Below are 22,467 nucleotides of genomic sequence, written 5' to 3' on the forward strand. Positions count from 1 at the left end.
AAGGCATGGCGACGTTCACTGGATATGTCGCAGAGGTGATGGAGGAAAAAATCCGCGTCACGCCGACGCGGGAAGCGGAACCGTTTGATGGCATCGTGTTTCATGTAGCGAGACCTCTTTTGGACGAGACACCGCTTCTCGTCGGGCAACAGGTTCGAGTCGAGCATGATGAACGGTTGACACGCTCCTTGCCACCGCAAGCGACGGCACGTCAGGTCGATGTGTTATGATGAGGACGAGGTGAATGACATGGGACAACGGAACTTTCTATGGCTTGGAGCCGTCGTCGGCTTCAGTGCCCTCGTCGTCTGGTTATTGCAAGACGCGCTCCCGTTCTGGGCGCTGTCGATTCTATTACTCGGACTAGGAGCGGTGCTCGGCAATCTCCAACGACGTTTCACACGTGACGAATAACAAGCACTCCATCATTCGGATGGAGTGCTTGTGTCGTTTTCTTCTTCATTTATGTTTTCTTCAGTGTCCGGATCGTCTTAGACGATGGAGCCCTCATCCCCGTCTGGTTCGAGCGTCGTCGGTTCTTCTGGCTCCGCTGGCTCTTCCGGTTCGCTCGGTTCCTCCGGCTCAGTCACCGGAGGATCGTCTTCAATCGGCTCTTCCGTTTCCGGTGGGTCCGTCGGTTCCTCTGGTTCACTTGGCGGTTCCGCAGGCTCTTCCGGCGTCACTTCCGGTGTCGTCGGTTCGGGCTCTTCCACAACTTCCTCTTCGACTTCTTCCTCGACCGGCGCCTCCGGTTCAGTGGCCGGTGGGATTTCAGGTTGCGCCTCGGGAATAGGGGGTGCTTCCGGAACGACGACCGGTTCTTCTGTCAAATCTGGTTTGATCGGTTCGATCGGTGCGAGTTCGATAGGTGGCGGTGCCGGTGCATCTTTTGCGATGAACGTCCGGATGTCTTGCTCAAATAGTGCGGTCGGCAAGGCGATTCCACGCAAATGGATGGCGACGACTCGCCCGGATGCTGAAAGGAGCGGACTGCCATACGCATGACGAGGCAATTCAAAGTTTCGGCTATAGCCGTTCTCGGCGAATGTGACCGTACCGTTGATGCGTTCTTGCATCGTCAAGGTGATCAACGTCTCATCCTCTGCGGCGATTGCTTGCGTGAGTGTGTATGGTGTGTTCTCCGTCTCTTCGATTCGAATGACAGCAATGAGCTTCGTCCGACCGACGACGGTGCCGGAGACGGCCTGCCCTTCATGGTACATGATGATATTCGTCAATCCAGCCACATTCGAGGCCGCTGTGACGACATCGCGTGAACTCACCAAAAATCCCGTCCCGTAACTGACGGTGAAGAGGCTATCTTGTAGTGCGGCGAAGTCGACCGGTGTCGCTTCGTCAGCGGAGACCGTATCTTCCCCAATCGGCATGTTGACCTGATCGGCGAGCGAGTCGGTCGAACGTAGCATGTCCGTGAAATAGGCGTTTCCAATGAAGGTGACAAAGGCAATGAGTGCGATAGCGAATGGGGTGGCAAATAACCAAATCGTGCGACGTGAGCGGCGGCCGCACGTCGGACAGACCGTTTTCGATCGTGTCTTCTTTCCGCAGTGGGGACAAGTCACGGGGGCACCTTCTTTCTATAAAGTTCGATGCTATGCTTATTCCTTCATTTGGAAAGAGGTAAACAAATATTTTGGAGGGGTCACACATTTTAAGTCACATGATAAAATCTTCAAAAGATATAGGGGGAAATCCAATGAAATTCATCATCTTATTTGGTCCGCAAGCCGTCGGCAAGATGACGGTCGGGCAGGCGCTCGCCGACAAAACCGGACTGAAATTATTCCATAATCATATGACGATCGACCTCGTCGGACCGTTCTTCAATTACGGGACGCCGGAAGGGAAGCGACTCGTCCAACACTTTCGTCAAGAACTGTTCGAGGCGGTCGCCAAGAGTGATCTACCCGGCATGATTTTCACGTTCGTCTGGGCGTTTGACATGCAGGAGGACTGGGATTACGTGAAGAAAGTGACGGATTTGTTCGAGTCACACGGGGCGGACATCTACTATGTCGAGCTCGAGGCTGAGATGGAAGAGCGGCTCGTGCGCAATACGACGGAGAACCGCCTCACGCATAAACCGTCGAAGCGCGACATCGCTTGGTCCGAGGCAGAACTGAAACAGACGGCGACGATGTATCGATTGAACTCACGTCCCGGGGAGTTAGACGTCGAGCATTATCTCCGGATCGATAACACGAACTTAAGTCCAGAGGAGACAGCGGCACAGATTCAACAAGCATTTGACCTATGAAAAAGCGAGTCCCCGTCAAAGGGAACTCGCTTTTCTCATGCCCACCATTCGGGGCGTTCATAGTCGACCAACACCTGTTTTTCGAGGAGGCGTGGTACAAGGTATGAGGTGACGTTCGGAAGACGATCATCGAGGTCGGCCGGATGGACCATCACTTCGATGGATCGTCCTGGTTCGATGGCATCGAGCGTCGCATGGGAGACGCCATCCGCGTAGAACTGATCACTGAACCGTTCGGTCACCCACAAGTCTCGGCGTGACCCGAGCGTCGTTAAGGCCCGAAACGTCGTGTCGTATTCTTCAGCGAGACGAATGATGACGTCGTGCAGGACCGGCCAACCGTGAATGTGATGGTGGCTGTCGAGATGGTCGAGTGGAAGTCCTGTCGCAAGGAACGCCTCGATTTGGGCTTTCCACTCCAAATAGACGAGTTCCGGGTCAGGCGAGTCTTCAGTCATGAAGCGGCTCGTGTAGCGGAACGTACCATCTTCTTTCGTGAGGGGAGCACTCGTGTCGGCGAGCGGTTTGCCCCAAGACAAGACGAGATGGACCCCGACACGGAGCGACGGATGTTGTTTCGCGAGTCGGACCGCTTCCTCGACGGCATACCCGTTCATGATCATCGTCGCCGAATTGACGATTCCATTCACGTGACTGTCGAGTGTGCCGGCGTTCACACCCGTCGTCAAGCCAAAGTCATCGGCGTTGACGAGGACGAACGTTTTAAGCATTGACGAGACCGAGTGCCTGGTCGAGGACCAGGTCGCCTTTCATCATCCCATACGCCATGTTATCGATGACCGCGACCGGGACGTCGACGGACGACTTGATTTTGCCTTCGAGGTAGCGGACTTGTGGTCCGATCAAGATGACGTCGACGTTCGACTGTTCTTTCAAGCGCGACTCCGGAATCGCGTCAATGGATGCGTCGAGTCCGCGTGCGGCAGCTTCCTTCCGCATTTTTTCCACTAAAATTGATGTCGACATTCCTGCCGAGCAGACGAGTAAGATGTTCATGTCGTTTCCTCCAATCGATTCAAACGGGTGATCATGTCAATCATTTCGACAGCGAGCTCTTTCACGGTCATCGCCGTCATAAGATGGTCTTGTGCGTGGACGAGGAGGACGCTCATGTCGCTCGTCGTCCCCCGTGCCTCTTCTTGTAACAGCTCCGTTTGTAGCTTGTGTGCGTCCAAGAAGGCCGCGTCGGCTTCTTTCAACTTTGCCGCCGCTTCGTCCGCTTCACCGCGTTTCGCGGCAGCGATAGCCTCGAATGCAGATGAGCGTGCATTTCCGGCATGTAAGATAATCATAAACGAGAGTTCTTGGATGGTTTCGGTTTTCACGAAATCTTTTCTCCTTCCTCAGTAGCAGCTTTGTTTTTATTGATTTCGGCTGTCATCGCCTTCGCTCCTGCCATGACGAATGGAATATACATCGCTGTCGCAATCGACAAGTTGACGATTTGGAGCAAGACGCCGCGAACGCTACCGCCCGTGACCAAATAGCCACTTATGATTGGTGGCGTTGTCCAAGGGACAATGGCGACTGTCTTGGGAACCATGCCTGTCGAGAGCGCGACATAAGAGACGATGGTGAGCGTGACCGGCACTAAGATGAACGGTACGAGCATGATCGGGTTCAATACGATTGGAAGACCGAAGATGACCGGTTCGTTGATGTTAAAGAGACTGGCTGGTGTCGACAGTTTTGCCACTTGGTGATACGGGTGATTCCGTTGTTTGCGGACGACGATGAAGATCGCGAGTAAGAGCGCGAACGTCGTACCCGATCCACCCATGAAGACGAACGCATCCAAGAACGGTTTTGTGACCGTGTACGGTACATCAAACGCTGACGTTCCGGCTTGGAAGGCAGCCAAGTTTTGCTCGATGAGCGGGAGATACACCGGTTCGATGACCGAGCCGATGATGTTCGTCCCGTGAAGCCCGAAGAACCAAAGAATGTGGTTCAAGAAGGCGATGAGCAAGGCAGCCGGGAGTGAGTCGCCGAATCCTTGGAGCGGTTGTTGGATCGCTTTAAAGATGACTTCAAATACACTGAGTTCGACGACGAGCGTCATGAAGAGCTGGAATCCTGCGACAACCGTCAAGATGATCATTGATGGGATGAGCGCTTGGAATGAACGTGTGACCCCACCTGGTACACCTTCTGGCATCTTGATCGTCAGTTTCGTATTGATGAGGTAGCGGAACATTTCTGTAACGACAATCGATACGATGATGGCGACGAAGAGACCTTGTGCGCCGAGCCATGCGAAGTTGAGACCCCAGTCAGCAGTGACCGGTACGAGCATGATGTATGAGGCGAGTGACAAGATCCCCGCCGCGAGCCCGTCAATCCCGTATGAACGGGCCAAGTTATACCCGATCGAGAAGGCGATCAGGAGTCCGAGTATCGCGAAGGACGCGTTCCAAATGCTACCACCGAGCCCTTGCCAATTACCTTCGCCGAACATGCTGTTCATCGAGCCGACGAAGTCGAGTGAGAGACCACCGATGTTAATGGCTGGGAAGTTGTTGATGAGGACCGCGAGCGACCCGACGATGATGAGTGGCATGACGGAAACGAATCCGTCACGGATGGCGACTAAGTGCCTTTGGGACCCGATACGTCCCGCGATTTCAATAAACTTGTTCATGAGTAAACCTCCTTCTTGAATTGGGGTAGGTACGCCTCGTGCGCTGTGAACAGCTCTTTAAGAAGCGGGTCGATCCGTTTCTCGTCCTGGATGAGCGGGTTCATGAGGCAGGCAAGGTAGGCGTCCTCGTACGTGCCAGATACAGCCGCTTGGATGGCGAGCTGTTCAAACGTTTTTAAGTTCGTGATGAGCCCACGGATCGGTAGCGGCAACGCGCCGATGGAGATTGGGCGAGGCCCCGACTTCGTGATGACGGCGTTCACTTCGATGACCGCATCGTCTGGTAAATCTCGAATCGTGCCGTTATTGAGCGTGTTGACCGTCTGGATGTCACCGCGGTCGTTGTGAATCGAGTCCATCAAGTTGCAGGCGGCGTCTGAATAGTAGGCGCCTCCACGTTTTTCAAGCTCTTCCGGTTTGACGGCGAGATCGACGTCTTTGTATTTCTCGAACAACTGCGCCTCGACTTGTTGCACGACTTCGGCACGGGTGCCATTTTGTGCGTACGCCTCGAGGTCTTTCTTCAACACATCTTTCGTCTGGAAGTAATACTGGTGATACGGGTTCGGTAACATGCCGAGTGACGATAGGAACGATTCGCTCCAACCGAGACCGACGATGTTCGCCGGCGAGTAATCGTTGCCTGAGTTGAGCGAGGTGAGGACGTCACTCGTCCGGTCCACGCCGTCGACCCATACGTGACGACCGAAGACGAAGTGGTTCAATCCGATAAATTCAATCGCGACTCGTTCGACAGGTGTCTCGAGGATCTCAGCGACCGAGTTTCGCATGTTGAACGGGATGTTGCAGACACCGATGACCTTCTTATGAGATGAGTGCTTGAGTACGGCCTCGGTGACGATGCCCGCCGGATTGGTGAAGTTGACGAGCCAGGCATCCGGACAAATCTCGGCGACTTCATTTGCCAAGTCGATCAAGACCGGGATGGTACGGAATGCTTTGAATAATCCGCCTGCGCCGTTCGTCTCTTGCCCGATGAAGCCATGCTTGAGCGGGATGCGTTCATCGAGCGCGCGTGCCTTGAGTCCACCGACCCGAATCTGTGTGGATACAAAATCTGCGCCGACGAGTGCGGCTCTTCGATCGAGCGTCCAACTGAGTGTGATCTCGGCGTTTGCCTTTTCAATCATCCGCTGAGCGAGACGACCGACGATCTCTAGTTTCTCCCTCCCTTCTTCGATATCGACGAGCACAATCTCCCGAACGGGGAACGTTGCCTGTCGATCAATCAATCCTTCGATGATTTCCGGGGTGTAACTGGACCCACCGCCGATGATGACGACCTTGACTGCCATGGTGCCAACTCCTCCTTTTGAAAGCGATTTCTTTTTGTCGTAACAAATATAACAAATGATACAACTTTCAGCAATATAAAAAAATACAAATAATACAAATAAGTTTTTGTATTTGCATTTGTATGCTTGCTGTATCACAATAAAGGAACCAACCCAACGTAAAGGAGATGGAGACATGTCGCAATCGACGCTCCAAACCGCAATCAAGGATGAACTGCTGTCCCGCATCAAAAGTGGGCACTATAAAGAAGGGGAAAAATTTCCGACCGAATACGCGCTTTGCGAGGAGTTCGATGTGAGCCGGACGACGGTACGGGGCGCACTTAACCAGTTGACGATGGAAGGCTATCTAGTCCGTCAACAAGGACGCGGGACGTTCGTAGCCGGGAAGAAAGTCCAACAAACGTTGTCGTACACGCCGAACAACTATGCGGCCCAGCTCGCCGTCCAAGGAAAACGTGGGCAAGTCGCCTTGATCGACATCTCGGTCATCTCGGCGTCTGGTCAAATCGCATCGGTGTTTGAAGCGGAAGACAATGCCCCGATTCAGAAAATTGAGCGAATCCGTCATGCGGACGGGGAACCAACCCAGTACGAGGTCTCGTTCATCCCATGGCAGATTGCACCGGGGATCACGAAGGAACAGGCCGAGCATTCGCTCTTCCGGACACTGGCCGAGGTTCACGACGTGCATGTCGCCAAGACGACAGAGGCACTAGAGATTGCCTTAGCTGACGAGAAGGTAAGTGCACTCCTCGACTGTCCACTCGGGTCACCGTGCTTCCATATCGAGACGGTGACAGAGGATGAGTCGGGACGAGCGATTGAATACTCACGCTCCTACTTCCGCGGAGACAAGACGAGCTTCGTCATCGAACGGGAGTATAATTAACAAAAGCGCTCGACTGTTTCGTTTGGAAACGGTCGAGCGCTTTTATTATCTAGTGATTTAAAAAGGGTATGAAGTCGAAAAACAGAAGATACATACTATCAAATTGAGTAGAGGGAGTGAATTATGTGACGATGTTTACCATCTTCGGTGTCTTGATTTTCGGACTATTGTTCTTGGGAATCAGTGTTGTGATGAAGAAGCGATGGTTATCCATACTCTCGATGGTTCCGATAGTTATTGCTGTAGGACAACTTGCGATGCTTTATTTAATGGGGATGTAATTTTTATCAATAAATATCGTGTATAAACTTTCCCCATACATATTGGATGCAGTCGATTCCTGACTTTATGTACACTAGAACCAGGAGGCGAGAGAAGCATGTCAATCATTGAATTCAAAGATGTGAGTCATCAAGACATCCTGCACCATGTATCCGGGCCGTTTCGAGAAGGACGAATCACAACGTTCGTCGGACCGAGCGGCGCCGGCAAGACAACGTGTCTGAAGCATATCAACGGATTGCTGTCACCGGACACCGGCACGATTCTTTTTAAAGGGGAAGACATCGCGGAGATGGACATCCTCGAGCTACGAAAGAAAATCGGGATGGCGTTCCAAAGTGCGCCGATGATTCAAGGGACCGTATACGACAACTTGAATCTCCCGAAAGCCATCTTCGACGAGACACTTGACCGCGACCGGGCTTCCGAATTGCTCCATCGCGTCGACTTGAGTGAGGCGCTCCTCGACCAACCCGTCAAATCACTATCGGGTGGGGAACGGAGTCGGGTCGCCATCGCCCGGACGCTCGTCAATAAACCGGACGTGCTCTTACTCGATGAAATTACGGCGAGCCTTGATTACCGGACGGTGAAAGAGATCGAGCGACTCATTCGAAAACTGCAACAATCGTATGGCGTGACCGTCATCTGGATCACCCATGACCTCGACCAGGCACGGCGGGTGAGTGACGACATGTGGTTCTTGAAGGACGGGGAACTACTTGCATTTGGGGACACATCGTTCATCGATGAGTCGGACAATCCCGTCATCCAACGATTCGTCAGGGGGGAAGATTGATGTCATATATTGAACTCGCGACGGCGCTCATCTTCGTCGTCATCCCGCTCGCCTTGACGCTCGTCCTACGACTCGGACTTGAGCGTGATATTGTGATCGCAACCGTCCGCTCCATCATTCAACTGTTGATCATCGGCTATATCCTGACGTTCGTCTTTGAGAGCGACAGTCCGATCTTCATGCTGTTGATGATTTTACTCATGATTGTCGCAGCGACACAAAACATCCGACGGAAAGGGGACGGGATTCCGGGCATCATGTGGATTATCGTCTTGACGCTCGTGACGATCGAAGCGCTGACGATGGGACTCATGCTCGGGCTCGGTATCATCCCATTTGAGCCGGAAAAGGTCATTCCGATTAGTGGGATGGTCATCGGGAACAGCATGGTGTTGTCGCTCTTGTTCTTGAACAAGTTCAAAGACGAGGTCGAGCGGAGCGACGACGTCATCGAACTCATTCTTTCACTCGGCGGCACACCGAAAGTGGCCATCGACCGCAGCTTGAAGAATGCGATTCGCACGAGCATGATTCCGACTGTCGAGGCGCAAAAGACGATGGGGCTCGTCCAACTACCGGGAATGATGAGCGGTCTCATCATCGGGGGAGCTGACCCGATGGAAGCGGTCCTGTATCAACTCTTGATCCTGTTCTTGATTTTGACGACCGCCTCAATCTCAGCGACGCTCGTCGGCTATCTGGCGTACCCACGACTGTTCAATGAGAAGATGCAGTATATCGGACTGACCTATCGGAAGGGGAAATGAAACATGATCACAGGGATTCATCATGTGCAGCTCACGATTCCAACTGAAGCGGAGCAAGAGGCGAAGGCGTTCTATTGTGACTTTCTTGGTCTACGTGAAATCGAGAAGCCGGATTCATTGAAGGGGCGAGGTGGATTTTGGCTTCAGGTCGGCGACCGTTCCGTTCATGTCGGGGCAGAGGACGACGTGGAACGACAGAAGACGAAAGCGCATATCGCGTACGCTGTGACGGATTTAGCTCATTGGAAGGAAGCGCTTCAAGAGAATGAGATTTCTTACTCCGAAGGCATCCCGATTCCAGGATTCGAGCGGTTCGAGTTCAGAGACCCGTTCGGCAATCGGGTCGAGATGATTCAAGCGCTCTGACGAAAGGGAGCATCCAAAGCGGATGCTCCCTTTGTCGTTCTTCAAGAAATACCGAACAGGCGAGTCACGTGCTCCCATTCGGACGGGTAGGCGTTACTGCCATGATGCTCGTGAATGAGTGTCCCGTTCGTGTATACGCTGAGGCTCCACTGCGTACCATCTAGCGTGCGAACCCCTTCCAGTTCTTCGAAGACGGTTGGCCACCAATTCGTTCCAAGCAGATGAAACGCGACGCGCATCTGTTTCGCTTCCTCTCCCTCATAGTATTCGAATTCAAAGGGCTCCGTGATTAACGTATCGGACCGCTCGATGTGACGAAGGACGGTGCCCCTCTCAAAAAAGGTGATCGTACTCACATCATACGTGCCGAACCCACCGACGCGGAAGATGACCTCGACCATCGATTCTTGAGGACGACCGATCGCCTGAAGGATGCGCTTTTGAAGCGGGTGTTCGACGAAAGAAGGAGGGATATGATAAAGGGCGCGAAACGTTTTGTCTTTCATGAAACTTCAACCTTTCTCGGGCATAAGATGCCCCGAGTATAGCGGAATCTTCCGGACGAGGGAGACAAAATAAAGTGCAAGGTACGAAAAAAGCCCCTCTTGAAGAGATGCTTCATTGTTAATACACTTCGTACGTCTGTCCAGTCTGCGCGCCTTCGACGCTCTTCAAGTAGGCGAGGGCGACCCGTTCACCTGGTACTGCCGCGTAACCACGGAAGTAAGGACCATACGAATCGAGTGCTTCGACGAGGACGTTCGGGCTGACGTTGTTGATGCGGATGCCCCGTGGCATCTCAATCGCCGCACCGGTCACGAATCCTTTGATGGCCCCGTTCGCTAGTGCCGCCGATGCGCCTTCTTTGATGGGGTCGTCCATCAAGATTCCGCTCGTCAGTGTGAAGCTACCACCATCGTTTACATGATCGAGCCCGAGAAGGACGAGGTTGACCTGTCCTTTGATTTTGCTGTCGATACTCTTCTGATTATCTGCCGGCGTCATCTCGGAAAGCGGACCGAAATGCGTGCTACCCGCCGTACTGATGACCGCGTCGACCCGACCGACCGTTTCATACATGTGGCGAATGCTGTCTTCGGAAGTGAGGTCGACTTGCACGTCCGCCCCGTTACGTCCAGCCCGGATGATCGTATGTGTTTTCTCCAACTCTTTTGCGACGGCCTGACCGACCGTACCGCTTGCCCCAACGAGTAAAATTTTCATAAAGAAACTGCCTCTTTCGTCACGCTTAGATTCCATTTCAGAGTAGCGGATGGCGAGGACGTTCGGCAATCAAGTTGCCTCTGGCGGGACAACCGTGCCTTGATGGAATCTCATCTTCCAACGTCCGTCCACGAATACCCATATCGAGCTACGGCGTGTTTCGCGATTCAATACCGGTTGAACGAGACGGTACGTTACCAAAACGTGACTTTCCGTCAACGGATGCAGGGTGAATTCGGATAACTCCGCCTCGATCGGGTCGAGCTGGAGTGTCGTCTGATCCCAGTCTTGATACAGCAACCGTCCCGAGCTACCGATTTCAAAGAAGTCGTCGGTCAACAGTTCACGCAATCGCTCCGTCGACTGCCTGACTTCCGTCGTCAATAACGCTTCTTCTAGTGTTTGAAGATGATCTGCCAACTCGTTCATGTCACGACTTCCTCTCTCCGTTGATTCATGACGATGACGCCGAGGACGATCAACAAGAGACCGATTCCATTCAATGCCGAGAGAACTTCCCCGTACACGAACACCCCGATGAGTCCCGTCGCCACCGTCCCGAGTCCAGCCCAGATGCTATAGGCGATACTGAGGGGGATCGTTTTCAACACGATGCCCATGAGGGTGAACGAGGCGGCGAAACTGACCAAGAGGATGGCACTCGGCACGAGATTCGTGAATCCATCCGACAGTTTCAACATCGACGTTCCGAGCACCTCAAATCCGATAGAAAAGAACAGTAAAAGATAGGCTTTCATTCCGATTCACCTCACACTTTCATCAAGATGAGCCCGATGATGACGAGCCCGATCCCTGCAATTTTTTGACGACTGATTTGTTCCCGAAAGACGACGAACCCGATCACTGCCGTGAGTGCCGTCCCGACCCCGCTCCAAAACGCATACGCGAAGCTGAGCGGGATGGTGAAGAGGGCAAGTGATAAGAGATAAAACGCCGTCCCATAACCGAAGGCGACCCCGAGAATTGGGAGACGGCTCGTCGAGGTGGCGTTCACTTTCAACATGCTCGACCCGAACAGTTCCGAGGCGATGGCCCCGATCAAATAGATGAATCCCATATTACAATCCTCCTTGAAGAAACTCGTCACATGCTTCCCGAATGAGTGTCGCCGCACGGTCCTTGAACGATTCGCTATACCCATACAAGACAGCGAACCAAAAGCCGTCACAGAGAAGGCGAAGTTTTAAAATCGCATCCTGGTCCGGCCCGTCGACAGCGAATCGCTCGTCCCAACCGGTCGACACGTCACTCCAAATCGACTCGCTCGTCGCATCCTCTTGCGAGGAGATAAAGACGGCGACGAGGTCCATATCTCCGTGATCGACATCATCCAATGTCGCCAGCGCATAGGCACGGGTAAACGAATATGGACCGTCCGATAGATGGGCGGTGATTCGTTTCTCGAACGTCTCGATGGCGAATTCGTTCATCTGTCGCAATAAGTTGGCCTTATTGTCGAAATGGTAGAGGACCCCGGCTTTCGTGATTCCTGCTTTCGTCGCCAATCGTTCGAGCGACAACTGACTGATGCCGTCTTCTCGAATCATCTGGGCGGCAGTCTGTAGCAACAATCGTTTTTTACTCATCCAATCACACCTCTCTTTACTTTACTGACCGTTCAGTAAAGTTAGTCTATCAAAACTTGCGAGGGGTTGTCGAGATAGAACATTGATGGAATAATCAGGGAAAAGGGGGGCGTGACATGGGTTCACATTTGATGCATCTCGTCATCGCGAACGAGATGTTACCAGCGTTATCGGAGATTGATGAGGTCGCATTTTTGCTCGGAAGTCTCGCACCGGATGCGACGACAGAAAAAGAGGCATCCCATTATTATGCAGGACGCCATGATGATTTATCTCGACGCTTGGATCTGTCCCAATATTGGATTGACAGCAAGGAGGAAGACTTCTCATATCGACTCGGCTATTACGCGCATCTCGTCGCGGATGAGATCTGGTTGCAGGGGTTTTATAAAGGTTGGTTGAAAGAGCTCATCACCCAGGACCCGTCAAAACAGGCGGCCTATTATGCGGACTTTGATGCGTACAATGCCCGTCTCTCGGAACGCCTCGGGACGTTCGATTTTGAACGCTTGAAAGGAAATCCAGAGCTCATTGAACTGGTCGAGAAAGTCGAGCGGGACGCGGCGATGACAGAAGAGGGGACGTACACAATGTTCTTGCCGCATCAGTTCGATGGCTATGTCGATACGTGTGTCCGCCGCTGCCTGGAGATGGTCAAACGGAAGCGAGCGATGCTCGTATGAACAAGCGATACGCACCACTCTACGCGACGCTCGGACTATTTATCGTGACGGTGATCACCTTCTTCACCTTGAACGGTCGAGTGTTTCCGAACCTCGATTTGATGACGGTCATCTGGGTATATCTCGCGATTGACATCGCCTTGTTCGCCACGTTGATTTGGGGACTGTTCTTGAAGGATCGAATTATAAAAATTTACACGCTTCTTGCGACAATCGGATTGATGATCCCGTTGTCGATTTGGATTTTCTTATTGCTGTTGGCGAACGGGATCTCGGAGGCATGAGTGGGATGGAACTGCCTAAACCAACTCCATTTTTGATGCGCCGCGTGCCGTTTTTCTTTTTGTATGCCCTTTGCGGCCCGCTCGCGCTTCTCATCTTGATCATTTACTGGCGAGACACGCCGACTGACGATCGAGGACCGTATTTGTTTTTCTCGGTCGTGTTTTCGTTGTTCTTCATCAGGAAACTCATACCGGACGGATTGTTGAGTATCGTGATTTTCTCAGCGGCGTATACGTTCGTCTTATTCGTAACGTACATCATTCTCAATCGAAAACGAAATCGTGATGACAATGAGTAACTTTGAAAGTGAATTTCCCACTTTCTTTACGACAATCGGGTTGATGATCCCGTTGTCGATTTGGATTTTCCTGTTGCTGTTGGCGAACGGGATCTCGGAGGCATGAGTGAAATGACTGAGAACGAGAAAAAATTACCTTTTGTGGCTCAAGTAGTCCCATTCTTGATTGGTTGTCTGATTTTCGGACCAATCGGATTGATTATCTTATTGTTTATTTGGAGACGCTTGGAACGCGATGAACGAATCATCTATTTGATCGTCTCTATCTTTTTCACGTTACTTGAGGCTCTCGATTATTTTACGGATGGCATAATCTATTACTTCGTTTGAGAAAGTGGATCTCCCACTTTCTTTTTTTGTGCGTGCATCTATAGAAAGAAAAATTTTCCTATCCGAATCTTGTCAAATTGACATTGCGTATCCACATTTTGTTTGTTATGCTACTTGATGAAAACGACAATGATAATCATTATCAATAATAACGAGAACACGAGAATAGACATACATAACCAACGTGGCTCGTTTTTTGGTGCGAGGATCATTGAAACTTACATACAGAGGAGATGGATGAAGTGGGGAAATTCAAGATTTCACTCATGTTGACGTTGCTCGTCTTCGTACTCGCCGCATGTGGCGGAACGAGTGAGACGAAGAAAGAAGAAAACGTCGATGGCGCAACAAAGACAGAGACGGTCGAAATTACAGACGCACACGGCACAATCGAGGTACCGGTCAACCCGGAGAAGGTCGTCGCCCTTGATAACCGGACGTTTGAAACATTGGCAGCATGGGACATCGACTTGGTGGCGGCACCGATCGGACTCCTTCCAGCGGAATCGCCATATGCATCAGACAAAGACATCGCGGACGTCGGCATGCACTTCGAGCCGAACTTAGAGGCGATTGCAGGAGTTGACCCAGACGTCGTCATCGTCGGTCAACGTTTCGCAGATTACTACGAGGATATTAAAAAGTTGGTACCAGAAGCAGCGGTCATCGATTTGAACATCGAGATCCCAGAAGACTCAGGTACACCGGGTGAGATTTTAGTCAAAGGATTGACAGACACGACGCTCACACTCGGAAAAATCTTTGACAAAAACACAGAAGCCGAAGCCATCGTCGCTGACCTCGACAAGTCAATCGAAGACGCGAAAGCGGCATACAACGGAAAAGATACAATCATGTCGGTCATCGTATCGGGTGGAGACATCGGGTTCTCAGCTCCGGTAACGGGACGCGTGTTCGGACCGATGTACGACATCTTCGGATGGGTCCCAGCTCTTGAAGTCGAGAAGAAGACAGGTGACCACGAAGGTGACGAAGTATCCGTCGAAGCCATCGCAGAAAGCAACCCAGACTGGTTGTTCGTTCTCGACCGTGACGCACCACTCGGTGACGCAGAAGGCGCAGTACCGGCAGAAGACGTAATCGACAACGCACCGGCACTTCAAAAGACGACGGCTGTGTCGAAAGAGCAAATCGTCTATGCCCCGAAAGACACGTACTTGAACGAATCGATTCAAACGTACGCAGAATTCTTCAACAGTGTCACGGAAGCGCTCGCGAAGTAAGGATCCGTCATGCAAAAACCATTGACAGCCAGGGTTGAGACGATGTCTCAGCCCTCCTTTTCTAGATTGTGGACGAAGTCGTTCGTGTTCACCGTGATCATCGTCCTCGGTTTGGCGGTGCTGTCGCTTTTTACCGGGGTGTACGATCTGTCACGGACAGACGGCTTCGATATGTTTTGGATCACCCGAGTCCCACGGACGGTCGCCCTTATGCTGACGGGTGCGGCGATGGCGATGGCGGGGCTCGTCATGCAGCTCATCACGCAAAACCGACTCGTCGAACCGACGACGACGGGGACGCTCGAATGGGCGGGACTCGGACTGCTCACCGTTTATTTACTCGTACCGGCACCGAGCCTCATAATGCGGATGACCGGGGCGATCGTCTTCTCGTTCATCGGGACGATGGTCTTCTTCTGGTTCTTACGTTCGGTCAAACTCCGTTCATCGCTCATCGTGCCAATCATCGGGCTCATGTTAGGGGCGGTCATCTCCGCCATTTCGACGTTCCTCGGTCTATTCTTCCGAGCAAGCCAGGCGATCGAGGGCTGGTTCGTCGGTTCGTTCGCCTCGGTGCAAATCGGGCGCTACGAGTATCTATGGGTCATCATCGTCGTGACGGTGCTCATCTTCTTACTGGCGAATCGCTTGACGCTCGCGGGATTAGGGGAAGACATCGCGACGAGTCTCGGCGTGAACTATAACCAGCTCATGATGATGGCGACGGGGCTCATCGCCTTATCGGTCGGTGTCGTGGCGACGGTCATCGGGAATTTACCGTTCCTTGGACTCATCGTCCCGAACCTCGTCTCGATGTTCCGCGGGGATGATTTGCGCAGCAACCTTCCATGGGTCTGTCTTGTCGGGATGGGTGCGATTCTCGTCAGTGACTTGATTTCACGGACGATCATCATGCCGTTCGAACTCCCAGTCTCACTGATTCTCGGGACGGTCGGGGCAATCGTCTTCATCATGATCTTGATGCGACAACGGAAGAAGGGAGGGGTTCGATGAGTACGGTCATGGAACGAGACGGTGTCGAAGTATCAATCGGGGAATTGAGAGAAGAACGTCATGCTTCAGCGTTTCAATCGAAACGGGCGAGCAGGCGCTATTGGCTCTTCTTAAGTGCCTTCATTCTCGGCGGACTGTTGTGTGCGCTCGGGCTTCTCCTTTATAACAATCCGGTTCCGATGGACTCTCCGTCATTCGTGCCGGTCGTGGAACGGCGAATCGTCGCCATCGTCACGATGTTGATTGCGGCACTCTGTCAAAGTCTTGCGACGGTCGCATTCCACTCCGTGACGAACAACCGTATCATCACGCCATCGCTACTTGGATTCGACGCGCTCTATTCGACGATTCAGACGAGCATGGTCTTCTTCTTCGGGGCAGGGGCGTTGATTGGTTTCTCGGGGACAAGCGCCTTCTTGACACAGGTCGGCCTTATGGTGACGATGAGTCTCCTCCTTTACGGATGGCTCTTGTCAGGGAAATACGCCAACCTGCAGCTCATGCTGCTCATCGGGATCATCATCGGGACGGGTCTGAACTCGGTGTCATCGTTCATGCGTCGTATGCTCGCCCCGTCCGAGTTCGATATCCTGCAGGCGCGGCTGTTCGGTTCGGTGACGAATGCCGACGTGGCGTACTTTCCCATCGTCATCCCGATCGTCGTCATCGCCGGGACACTCTTGTTCCTGTTCTCGAATCGATTGAATATCGTCGCACTCGGCAAGGACGTCGCGACGACGTTCGGGGTGAACCATCGGAGGAGCGTCATTTACACGCTCGTCCTGATTTCACTCCTCATGTCCGTCTCGACTGCGCTCATCGGACCGCTCACGTTCTTCGGATTCTTAGTCGCGACGCTCAGCTATCAGGTCGCCTCGACGTATGACCATAAGTACGTCTTTCCGATGGCGTTCGCCCTAGGGTTCTTCGTCCTGACGAGTGCATATTTCTTTATGTATCACATATTCCAGACGCCAAGTGTCGTCTCCGTCATCATCGAACTGTTCGGCGGACTCATCTTCTTGGCCGTCATTCTAAGGAAGAGGTCGCTATGATTCAAATCGAACAAGTCAAAAAATCGTATACAGACGACGTCCACATCGGACCGCTCACGCTCGACATCCCGAAAGCCGGGTTCACTTCACTCATTGGGCCGAACGGGGCGGGCAAATCGACGACGCTCATGATGATCGGACGGTTGCTCAACTTAGACGAGGGACAGATCCAAGTCGCCGGCATGGACGTGTCGAGCACGAAATCGAAAGACTTGGCGAAAATCATCACCATCCTGCGCCAAGAGAACCACTTCGTGACAAGGCTCACGGTCCGACAACTCGCCGGATTCGGGCGTTTCCCGTACTCGAAAGGGCGCCTCACGAAAGAGGACGAGGCGATCATCTCGAAATATATCGACTTCCTCGATTTGACCGCGCTCGAGAACCGCTATCTCGACGAGCTCTCAGGGGGGCAACGGCAGCGTGCCTACGTGGCGATGGTGCTCTGTCAGGAGACGGAATACGTCCTCCTCGATGAACCGCTCAACAACTTGGACATCGCCCGTTCGGTACAGATGATGGAGTATTTACGCCACGTCGCCGACGAGTTCGGACGGACGATCGTCACGGTTCTCCACGACATCAACTTCGCGGCGAAATATTCGGACCGCATCTGTGCGATGAAAGACGGACAGATCGCTGCGTTCGGAAGGGTGAATGAGATCATGGACGCAAAGATCTTATCCGAAATTTTTGAGACGAAACTGGAAATCATCGAAGGGCCATATGGGCCGATTGCGGTGTATTAACGAAAGGGAGAATTCACATGAAAATTGACTGGACACCGATCACCAAAGTAGTGGCCGAGGCACCGGATACATATACGTTCCATCTCGCCTTGCCACCTGAGTTCACGTGGCAGGAAGGGGCGCACACGCATCTCGCGCTCGAAGGGTTCAACGCCGGGGACAAGCCGGACCGAAGTCTCGTCCGCCATATGTCAATATCGACATTGCCGCACGAAGGGGCAATCGGCATCACGACCCGCATCAAGTCCGAATGCTCGACGTTCAAATCGATCCTGCGCGACATGGTACCGGGGGATAAGGTCGCCTTGTTCAAGACACATTCGAACGTCCCGCTCGAACGGAGCGGGAAGAACGTCTATCTCTTATCGGCAGGGGTCGGACTCGCAACATTCCGTCCGGTCGTCCTCGAGTACTTGGCGAACGGGGAAGGTGTCCCGCATCTCCATTCGTTGAACGTCGATTCGTCGAAGGCGTATCTATTCGGTGACGTCTTTGAATCGAACGAAAGCTTCACGTCAGAGTTCGTGCCGAGTCGGAAAGACTATTACGAACGCGTGGAGAGGATGGCATCCGACAAGGACGCCTTGTTCTATATCGTTGGTAGTGATGAGCTGTTGCGTGAAACGATTCAGGTGCTCCGGTCGAGCGGGGTGGCATGTGACAACATCAAGATCGACAAGCATGATTTTCAGCGAGAAGACTTTTTAGGCTGAAAGAATAAAAGCATGCGTCTCAATCAGGGATAAGTGATGAATCTTGAGGTGAAACAAATGAATTATATCTGTCCTGTGTGTGGTCATGATGGTTTAGAAGAACCGGCTTACAACGAGTACAACCTTCCTTCATTTGAAATTTGTTCTTGTTGCCGTTTTCAATTTGGTGATGATGACGATGTGGAAATGACTGAAGGAGTCTTCTTATCGAGAGAAGAAGCTATGACTGTTTACAGAGAAAAGTGGATCCGGAATGGAGCAGAAATCTTTCAACCAGATGAGTATCCTCAAGAGTTTCAAGTGAACGGGCGAGTGATAATAGCTCATTTGATTCAGCAATTAAAGAAAACTAGGCTACTGTAGGAGCTTATTCATATTGAACTGCACCTCGCATTGGGAGGTGCAGTCTTTTGAGTTTACAGACTGACAAAAGTTAAAAGTCACACTCTCCTTTGTCATTGTCAGCTAAATCAAGTCCATCTGAATGAAATGAACATGCTTCATCTTGGTAGGATTAGATCAGTTGTGTCGTGGAAGAGGGAGTGCACAACTTGACGAATCGTTCGAAGATCCCACGTCCATCCGGGGTCCCGATCGACTCGGGATGGAACTGGACACCGTACGTCGGATGGGTCGGGTGTTCGAGTGCCATGATGACACCGTCTGTCGTCTCGGCCGTGACCGTCAGTTCGGTCTCTTGTACGATGAGCGAGTGATAGCGCATGACGTCCATCGATAGCCCTTCAAAGAGGACGCTTGGAATCGTATTGATCCGTGAGACTTTCCCATGCATCACCTCGTTCGCCCGTCCGACGACTCCACCGAACGCTTCGGCGATGACCTGATGGCCGAGACAGACCCCGAGAATCGGGATATAGCCGGACAGTTCTCGAACGACCGCGAGCGACACACCGGCATCTTTGGGACCACCGGGACCGGGGGAGAGGATGATGCCGTTCGGGTTCATGCGACGGATTTCTTCTATACTATGTTCATCGTTCCGGATGACGCAGACGTCACTGAAGCGGGCGACGTCCTGATAGACGTTATACGTGAACGAATCGTAGTTGTCGATGAGGAGAATCATACGAACACCTCCAAAAGGGATTTGGCTTTATGCAGCGTTTCTTCATATTCTGATACGGGGTCTGAGTCATAGACGATGCCGGCGCCTGCTTGGACATGGGCCGTGTCACCTTGGACGACCATCGTCCGGATGGCGAGGGCGAAGTCGAACCCGCCCCGGACGTCGAGATAGCCGACCGCCCCGGCGTAGACCTCCCGTTTCACCGTCTCAAGCTCGTCAATCAACTGCATCGCCCGAATCTTTGGAGCCCCGGAGACGGTACCTGCCGGAAGACAGGCACGGAGCGCATCGATTGGGGTCACATCGTCACGTAAATCCCCTTCGACTTCGGAAACGAGATGCATCACGTTTTTGAATCGTTCGAGCTCGATGTGTTTCGGGATGGTGACCGTGCCGACTTTGGCGACCCGCCCGATATCGTTCCGTCCGAGGTCGAGGAGCATCCGATGCTCGGCGAGTTCTTTCTCGTCTTGAAGGAGTGACTCCGCGTGACGCATGTCTTCCTCGGCGGTCTTCCCACGAGGGCGTGTCCCGGCGATCGGGTTCGTCGTCACTTTGCCGTTCTCGACAAGGACGAGACTTTCAGGAGAAGCACCGAGGACAATCGCTTCCCCGAGGTCGATGTAGAACAAGTACGGACTCGGATTTTGTTTCCGCAGCGTCCGGTAAAAGTGGAACGGGTCCCCGGTGAACGTCGCGTCGATTCGTTGCGACAAGACAAGTTGAAACACCTCGCCCGCAAGGATCGCCTCTTTCGCCTGGAGCACACGGTCGATAAATTCGTCCTTCGGCGTCAAGATGCGCTCGCTCGTCCGGACGACCGGTTCGAGGGCGTGCGTCTCCGGAGTCTCGAGCTGTTCCTGGATGGACTCGAGTCGCATCGTCGCATCCGTCTCGCTCGTATCGATCAAGATGACCTGTTCCTCGAGGTGGTCGTATAAGACGACCGTCTCATAGCGCTGGAAGAGGGCGTCCGGCAAATCACGCGTCACGGTCGGCGTGTTCGGGATCGGTTCATACACCCGAAGCAAGTCGTAACCGATATAGCCGACGGCACCGCCGATGAACGGATACGGTGCAGTGAAGTCGTCACGGGTGATGCGTTCGGATAAGGCATGGAGCGGGTCGTCTGCATAGATTGTCCCCGTTGCATCTGTCACGTCGTTCCCATCGACTCGGATCGTCTCGACCGGGTTCGCCGCGATGATGGAGTAGCGACCGTGCTTGCCTTCCGCGCGACTTTCGAGTAATACCTTTCGTTCACCTTGTAGTCGGTGGAAGATTGCCACCGGTGTGAGTTCGTCACCATTGATGATCCGTTGTTGCATTGAAAGAACCTCCTTATAATGAGTAATAGAAAGGGGATATGCCGATGTCAGTCTTACGACCTGACCAATTTTCAGGTGAAGCGTTGACCGAGCACATCGAACTCGAGGACACGCTGTCACCTTACGTTGATATCAAATCATATGAACTGAATCTTGAATATTTTGAGGCAGTCGTTCGTCATGCCCAGCAATTGTTTGATGCGTTGTTCGAAGAGGGCGACCCCATCCGAATCGTTTGGCATGTACATGGACAGCCCGTCAAGCCGACCCTCTTGTTCCGTTATATCCGGGACAAATCGGTTCGCTTCAAGACGGCCGCCACATCGTGCACGTTCGAGGACGAACCGTTATGGATGTTCACCGTGCCGGTAGCAGACAAGTCCGAAATCCGTGTGCGACCACTCCTCGAGGCGATTTGTTATCAAGATTTTTATACAAAATCAAAGCCTCGTTTGAACGGAGAGTTCACAACGTATCCGTTCGTTCAGTTCATCCACGAACGAGAGGGTCACGTCTTGTTCGTATACGATGACCGCGGTGCATATATCCGTGGTACGTCACCAGCCCACCTCCAATCGCTCAAACAAAAAATCTCCCCGTCCCGCATGCCCAATCGGACATGAAGGACGAGGAGATTCCCCGTGTTGCCACCTTCGTTGAAAGACGCCTTGTCTTCCCACTCATCGCGAACCATCATTCGCTGTCCCCGATAACGGGAGGACCCGTCAGAGCCTACATGTCGGTCTGAACGCTCAAAAGCCCATTCACGCAAGGTACGCCACCGGTTCGCATCGACCACCGGCTTTCTGAAGACGTCCCTTCGCGCTACTCTTCTTTCTCATCGCGAGTTCGTATGAATGTTATCGTTACTTTAACGGGATAAAGATGCATTGTCAAGCATCATTTGACCGAAGCGTGCCCCACCTGACGTTTCCCGATGAATGTGAACGTGATCCCCAATGCCAAAAGGGGAAGGAGCCACCACTTCGTAAAGAAGAAGAGGGTGCCCCGATACATGAACCACTCCATGCCCAAGTAGGCGAAGAGCGTGATCAAGGGAGCGATAGACAAGCGCTTCAAGTGCAATGCGATGGCGACCCCTAGTCCGATCGTAAACGTTGGAACGATCACGAGTTGCCATAGGAACGGATCGATATAGTGAAACATGGAGAGTCCTCCTTATAACGAGTAATCACGACACATCAGGCAGATTTTTTTGTTTTCAACAATCCGACGAAGATGAACGAGAACAAGAGCGAAATCAGCGGGAAGATGACATTCCACGAACTGAGATGGCTGACATCAAACGGACTGTGGTCATAATAGACGGCAAAGTACGTCAATTCGATGATGGCGTTCAACAAGAACGTCACCACAGGGCCGACCCAAACCCGTTTCATGATCATGGCGACCACGACACCATCACCGATGGTGAGAAACGGGACGATGACGAGTTGCCATAAGAACGGGTCGATATATTGAAACATG

35 protein-coding genes and 1 other annotated feature are annotated in these 22,467 nt (G+C 52.6%); of the genes, 19 read left to right on the forward strand and 16 right to left on the reverse strand.

Translation table 11 applies throughout. The annotated features are described in order from the left end of the window. The first annotated feature begins 5 nt into the window (after nt 1-5). Both KNO69_RS02065 and KNO69_RS02070 read left to right on the forward strand, forming a co-directional pair. Nucleotides 6-230: a YobA family protein gene (locus KNO69_RS02065; protein ID WP_214815711.1), complete on the forward strand. Its 225-nt coding sequence runs from the start codon at nt 6-8 to the stop codon at nt 228-230. A 19-nt stretch (nt 231-249) separates the two neighbouring features. Then, nucleotides 250-414 carry a hypothetical protein gene (locus KNO69_RS02070; RefSeq protein ID WP_012727200.1) on the forward strand — a complete coding sequence of 55 codons (165 nt, stop codon included), beginning with the start codon at nt 250-252 and terminating at the stop codon, nt 412-414. A gap of 77 nt (nt 415-491) precedes the next feature. On the opposite strand, the gene KNO69_RS02075 is transcribed toward KNO69_RS02070, so the two are convergent. Further along, the gene (locus KNO69_RS02075) at nt 492-1,583 is read right to left on the reverse strand and encodes a S1 family serine peptidase (protein WP_214815714.1); all 1,092 of its coding nucleotides are present in this window, start codon (nt 1,581-1,583) and stop codon (nt 492-494) included. A 134-nt stretch (nt 1,584-1,717) separates the two neighbouring features. Here KNO69_RS02075 and KNO69_RS02080 point away from each other — a divergent pair, with 134 nt between their 5' ends. Then, nucleotides 1,718-2,278, forward strand: coding sequence for an AAA family ATPase (locus tag KNO69_RS02080; protein WP_214815716.1), 561 nt, complete (start codon nt 1,718-1,720; stop codon nt 2,276-2,278). 35 nt (nt 2,279-2,313) lie between these two features. Here KNO69_RS02080 and KNO69_RS02085 read toward each other — a convergent pair whose 3' ends face one another. Genes KNO69_RS02085 through KNO69_RS02105 form a run of 5 tightly spaced genes read right to left on the reverse strand, consistent with a single transcriptional unit; the run spans nt 2,314 to nt 6,256 of the window. Further along, a complete protein-coding gene (locus KNO69_RS02085) occupies nt 2,314-3,009 on the reverse strand; it encodes a carbohydrate deacetylase (protein WP_214815718.1) in 696 nt (231 codons plus the stop codon). Then, nucleotides 3,002-3,295 carry a PTS sugar transporter subunit IIB gene (locus KNO69_RS02090; RefSeq protein ID WP_012727190.1) on the reverse strand — a complete coding sequence of 98 codons (294 nt, stop codon included), beginning with the start codon at nt 3,293-3,295 and terminating at the stop codon, nt 3,002-3,004. Before KNO69_RS02090 ends, KNO69_RS02085 begins: the two co-directional genes overlap by 8 nt. After that, entirely contained in the window at nt 3,292-3,624 is a 333-nt protein-coding gene (locus KNO69_RS02095) for a PTS sugar transporter subunit IIA (RefSeq protein ID WP_084156011.1), read from the reverse strand. The genes KNO69_RS02090 and KNO69_RS02095 overlap by 4 nt, the downstream gene beginning before the upstream one ends. Further along, nucleotides 3,621-4,940, reverse strand: coding sequence for a PTS sugar transporter subunit IIC (locus KNO69_RS02100; protein ID WP_012727188.1), 1,320 nt, complete (start codon nt 4,938-4,940; stop codon nt 3,621-3,623). The genes KNO69_RS02095 and KNO69_RS02100 overlap by 4 nt, the downstream gene beginning before the upstream one ends. Continuing rightward, on the reverse strand, nt 4,937-6,256 hold the full coding sequence (locus tag KNO69_RS02105; RefSeq protein WP_214815721.1) for a 6-phospho-beta-glucosidase: 1,320 nt from the start codon (nt 6,254-6,256) through the stop codon (nt 4,937-4,939). The genes KNO69_RS02100 and KNO69_RS02105 overlap by 4 nt, the downstream gene beginning before the upstream one ends. Nucleotides 6,257-6,431: 175 nt before the next feature. Between KNO69_RS02105 and KNO69_RS02110 the strand changes: the two genes are divergently transcribed. The 5 genes from KNO69_RS02110 (at nt 6,432) to KNO69_RS02130 (ending at nt 9,362) form a co-directional block, all read left to right on the forward strand. After that, the gene (locus KNO69_RS02110; protein ID WP_078147525.1) at nt 6,432-7,148 is read left to right on the forward strand and encodes a GntR family transcriptional regulator; all 717 of its coding nucleotides are present in this window, start codon (nt 6,432-6,434) and stop codon (nt 7,146-7,148) included. Nucleotides 7,149-7,273: 125 nt separating this feature from the next. Continuing rightward, on the forward strand, nt 7,274-7,429 hold the full coding sequence (locus KNO69_RS02115; protein ID WP_214815724.1) for a hypothetical protein: 156 nt from the start codon (nt 7,274-7,276) through the stop codon (nt 7,427-7,429). Between the two features lie 98 nt (nt 7,430-7,527). Next, a complete protein-coding gene (locus KNO69_RS02120) occupies nt 7,528-8,229 on the forward strand; it encodes an ABC transporter ATP-binding protein (protein ID WP_214815727.1) in 702 nt (233 codons plus the stop codon). After that, nucleotides 8,229-8,996 (forward strand): ABC transporter permease, encoded by a 768-nt coding sequence (locus KNO69_RS02125; RefSeq protein ID WP_012727182.1) that lies wholly within the window; start codon nt 8,229-8,231, stop codon nt 8,994-8,996. Before KNO69_RS02120 ends, KNO69_RS02125 begins: the two co-directional genes overlap by 1 nt. A 3-nt stretch (nt 8,997-8,999) precedes the next feature. Then, nucleotides 9,000-9,362 carry a VOC family protein gene (locus KNO69_RS02130; RefSeq protein ID WP_214815731.1) on the forward strand — a complete coding sequence of 121 codons (363 nt, stop codon included), beginning with the start codon at nt 9,000-9,002 and terminating at the stop codon, nt 9,360-9,362. A gap of 41 nt (nt 9,363-9,403) precedes the next feature. On the opposite strand, the gene KNO69_RS02135 is transcribed toward KNO69_RS02130, so the two are convergent. The 6 genes from KNO69_RS02135 to KNO69_RS02160 form a co-directional block, all read right to left on the reverse strand. After that, on the reverse strand, nt 9,404-9,868 hold the full coding sequence (locus KNO69_RS02135; protein ID WP_214815734.1) for a hypothetical protein: 465 nt from the start codon (nt 9,866-9,868) through the stop codon (nt 9,404-9,406). Nucleotides 9,869-9,986: 118 nt separating this feature from the next. Continuing rightward, nucleotides 9,987-10,586, reverse strand: a complete 600-nt coding sequence (locus KNO69_RS02140) for a short chain dehydrogenase (protein ID WP_214815737.1) — start codon at nt 10,584-10,586, stop codon at nt 9,987-9,989. Between the two features lie 69 nt (nt 10,587-10,655). Further along, entirely contained in the window at nt 10,656-11,015 is a 360-nt protein-coding gene (locus KNO69_RS02145; protein ID WP_214814361.1) for a nuclear transport factor 2 family protein, read from the reverse strand. After that, nucleotides 11,012-11,344 carry a DMT family transporter gene (locus KNO69_RS02150; protein ID WP_214782007.1) on the reverse strand — a complete coding sequence of 111 codons (333 nt, stop codon included), beginning with the start codon at nt 11,342-11,344 and terminating at the stop codon, nt 11,012-11,014. The genes KNO69_RS02145 and KNO69_RS02150 overlap by 4 nt, the downstream gene beginning before the upstream one ends. A gap of 11 nt (nt 11,345-11,355) precedes the next feature. Continuing rightward, nucleotides 11,356-11,664 (reverse strand): DMT family transporter, encoded by a 309-nt coding sequence (locus tag KNO69_RS02155; protein WP_214683602.1) that lies wholly within the window; start codon nt 11,662-11,664, stop codon nt 11,356-11,358. A gap of 1 nt (nt 11,665) precedes the next feature. Then, nucleotides 11,666-12,193, reverse strand: coding sequence for a TetR/AcrR family transcriptional regulator (locus tag KNO69_RS02160; protein WP_214815740.1), 528 nt, complete (start codon nt 12,191-12,193; stop codon nt 11,666-11,668). Between the two features lie 116 nt (nt 12,194-12,309). Here KNO69_RS02160 and KNO69_RS02165 point away from each other — a divergent pair, with 116 nt between their 5' ends. The 10 genes from KNO69_RS02165 to KNO69_RS02210 all read left to right on the forward strand — a co-directional run bounded on the left by KNO69_RS02165 (nt 12,310) and on the right by KNO69_RS02210 (nt 18,927). Further along, nucleotides 12,310-12,876 (forward strand): zinc dependent phospholipase C family protein, encoded by a 567-nt coding sequence (locus KNO69_RS02165; protein WP_214815745.1) that lies wholly within the window; start codon nt 12,310-12,312, stop codon nt 12,874-12,876. After that, complete coding sequence (locus KNO69_RS02170; protein WP_214815748.1) at nt 12,873-13,160, forward strand: hypothetical protein; 288 nt, start codon at nt 12,873-12,875, stop codon at nt 13,158-13,160. The genes KNO69_RS02165 and KNO69_RS02170 overlap by 4 nt, the downstream gene beginning before the upstream one ends. A 5-nt stretch (nt 13,161-13,165) precedes the next feature. Then, complete coding sequence (locus KNO69_RS02175) at nt 13,166-13,459, forward strand: hypothetical protein (protein WP_214683610.1); 294 nt, start codon at nt 13,166-13,168, stop codon at nt 13,457-13,459. Nucleotides 13,460-13,561: 102 nt separating this feature from the next. Further along, nucleotides 13,562-13,789: a hypothetical protein gene (locus KNO69_RS02180; protein WP_214815751.1), complete on the forward strand. Its 228-nt coding sequence runs from the start codon at nt 13,562-13,564 to the stop codon at nt 13,787-13,789. 233 nt (nt 13,790-14,022) lie between these two features. Then, complete coding sequence (locus tag KNO69_RS02185; RefSeq protein ID WP_031422513.1) at nt 14,023-15,033, forward strand: siderophore ABC transporter substrate-binding protein; 1,011 nt, start codon at nt 14,023-14,025, stop codon at nt 15,031-15,033. Between the two features lie 9 nt (nt 15,034-15,042). Continuing rightward, complete coding sequence (locus tag KNO69_RS02190) at nt 15,043-16,047, forward strand: ABC transporter permease (RefSeq protein ID WP_214815754.1); 1,005 nt, start codon at nt 15,043-15,045, stop codon at nt 16,045-16,047. After that, nucleotides 16,044-17,102, forward strand: a complete 1,059-nt coding sequence (locus KNO69_RS02195; RefSeq protein WP_047794929.1) for an iron chelate uptake ABC transporter family permease subunit — start codon at nt 16,044-16,046, stop codon at nt 17,100-17,102. The genes KNO69_RS02190 and KNO69_RS02195 overlap by 4 nt, the downstream gene beginning before the upstream one ends. After that, nucleotides 17,099-17,851 (forward strand): iron ABC transporter ATP-binding protein, encoded by a 753-nt coding sequence (locus KNO69_RS02200; protein ID WP_214815757.1) that lies wholly within the window; start codon nt 17,099-17,101, stop codon nt 17,849-17,851. Before KNO69_RS02195 ends, KNO69_RS02200 begins: the two co-directional genes overlap by 4 nt. A gap of 17 nt (nt 17,852-17,868) precedes the next feature. Next, the gene (locus KNO69_RS02205) at nt 17,869-18,564 is read left to right on the forward strand and encodes a ferredoxin reductase domain-containing protein (RefSeq protein ID WP_214815759.1); all 696 of its coding nucleotides are present in this window, start codon (nt 17,869-17,871) and stop codon (nt 18,562-18,564) included. 57 nt (nt 18,565-18,621) lie between these two features. Continuing rightward, nucleotides 18,622-18,927: a hypothetical protein gene (locus KNO69_RS02210; protein WP_214781992.1), complete on the forward strand. Its 306-nt coding sequence runs from the start codon at nt 18,622-18,624 to the stop codon at nt 18,925-18,927. A 151-nt stretch (nt 18,928-19,078) separates the two neighbouring features. Here the strand turns inward: KNO69_RS02210 and KNO69_RS02215 are convergent, their stop codons facing one another. Both KNO69_RS02215 and trpE read right to left on the reverse strand, forming a co-directional pair. After that, nucleotides 19,079-19,651, reverse strand: a complete 573-nt coding sequence (locus tag KNO69_RS02215; protein ID WP_214815761.1) for an anthranilate synthase component II — start codon at nt 19,649-19,651, stop codon at nt 19,079-19,081. Continuing rightward, on the reverse strand, nt 19,648-20,979 hold the full coding sequence (gene trpE, locus KNO69_RS02220) for an anthranilate synthase component I (RefSeq protein WP_214815764.1): 1,332 nt from the start codon (nt 20,977-20,979) through the stop codon (nt 19,648-19,650). The genes KNO69_RS02215 and trpE overlap by 4 nt, the downstream gene beginning before the upstream one ends. Before the next feature lie 44 nt (nt 20,980-21,023). Between trpE and KNO69_RS02225 the strand changes: the two genes are divergently transcribed. After that, nucleotides 21,024-21,602: a DUF3885 domain-containing protein gene (locus KNO69_RS02225; protein ID WP_214815767.1), complete on the forward strand. Its 579-nt coding sequence runs from the start codon at nt 21,024-21,026 to the stop codon at nt 21,600-21,602. Beyond that, nucleotides 21,599-21,830: a binding site (T-box leader), on the reverse strand. (Overlaps the previous gene by 4 nt.) A gap of 49 nt (nt 21,831-21,879) precedes the next feature. On the opposite strand, the gene KNO69_RS02230 is transcribed toward KNO69_RS02225, so the two are convergent. Further along, a complete protein-coding gene (locus KNO69_RS02230) occupies nt 21,880-22,146 on the reverse strand; it encodes a hypothetical protein (protein WP_074035999.1) in 267 nt (88 codons plus the stop codon). Nucleotides 22,147-22,181: 35 nt separating this feature from the next. Further along, nucleotides 22,182-22,466, reverse strand: coding sequence for a hypothetical protein (locus KNO69_RS02235; RefSeq protein WP_214815770.1), 285 nt, complete (start codon nt 22,464-22,466; stop codon nt 22,182-22,184). Between the last annotated feature and the right edge of the window lies 1 nt (nt 22,467).

The organism is Exiguobacterium sp. s131 (genome assembly GCF_018617345.1).
Classification (GTDB): Bacteria; Bacillota; Bacilli; order Exiguobacteriales; family Exiguobacteriaceae; genus Exiguobacterium; species Exiguobacterium profundum.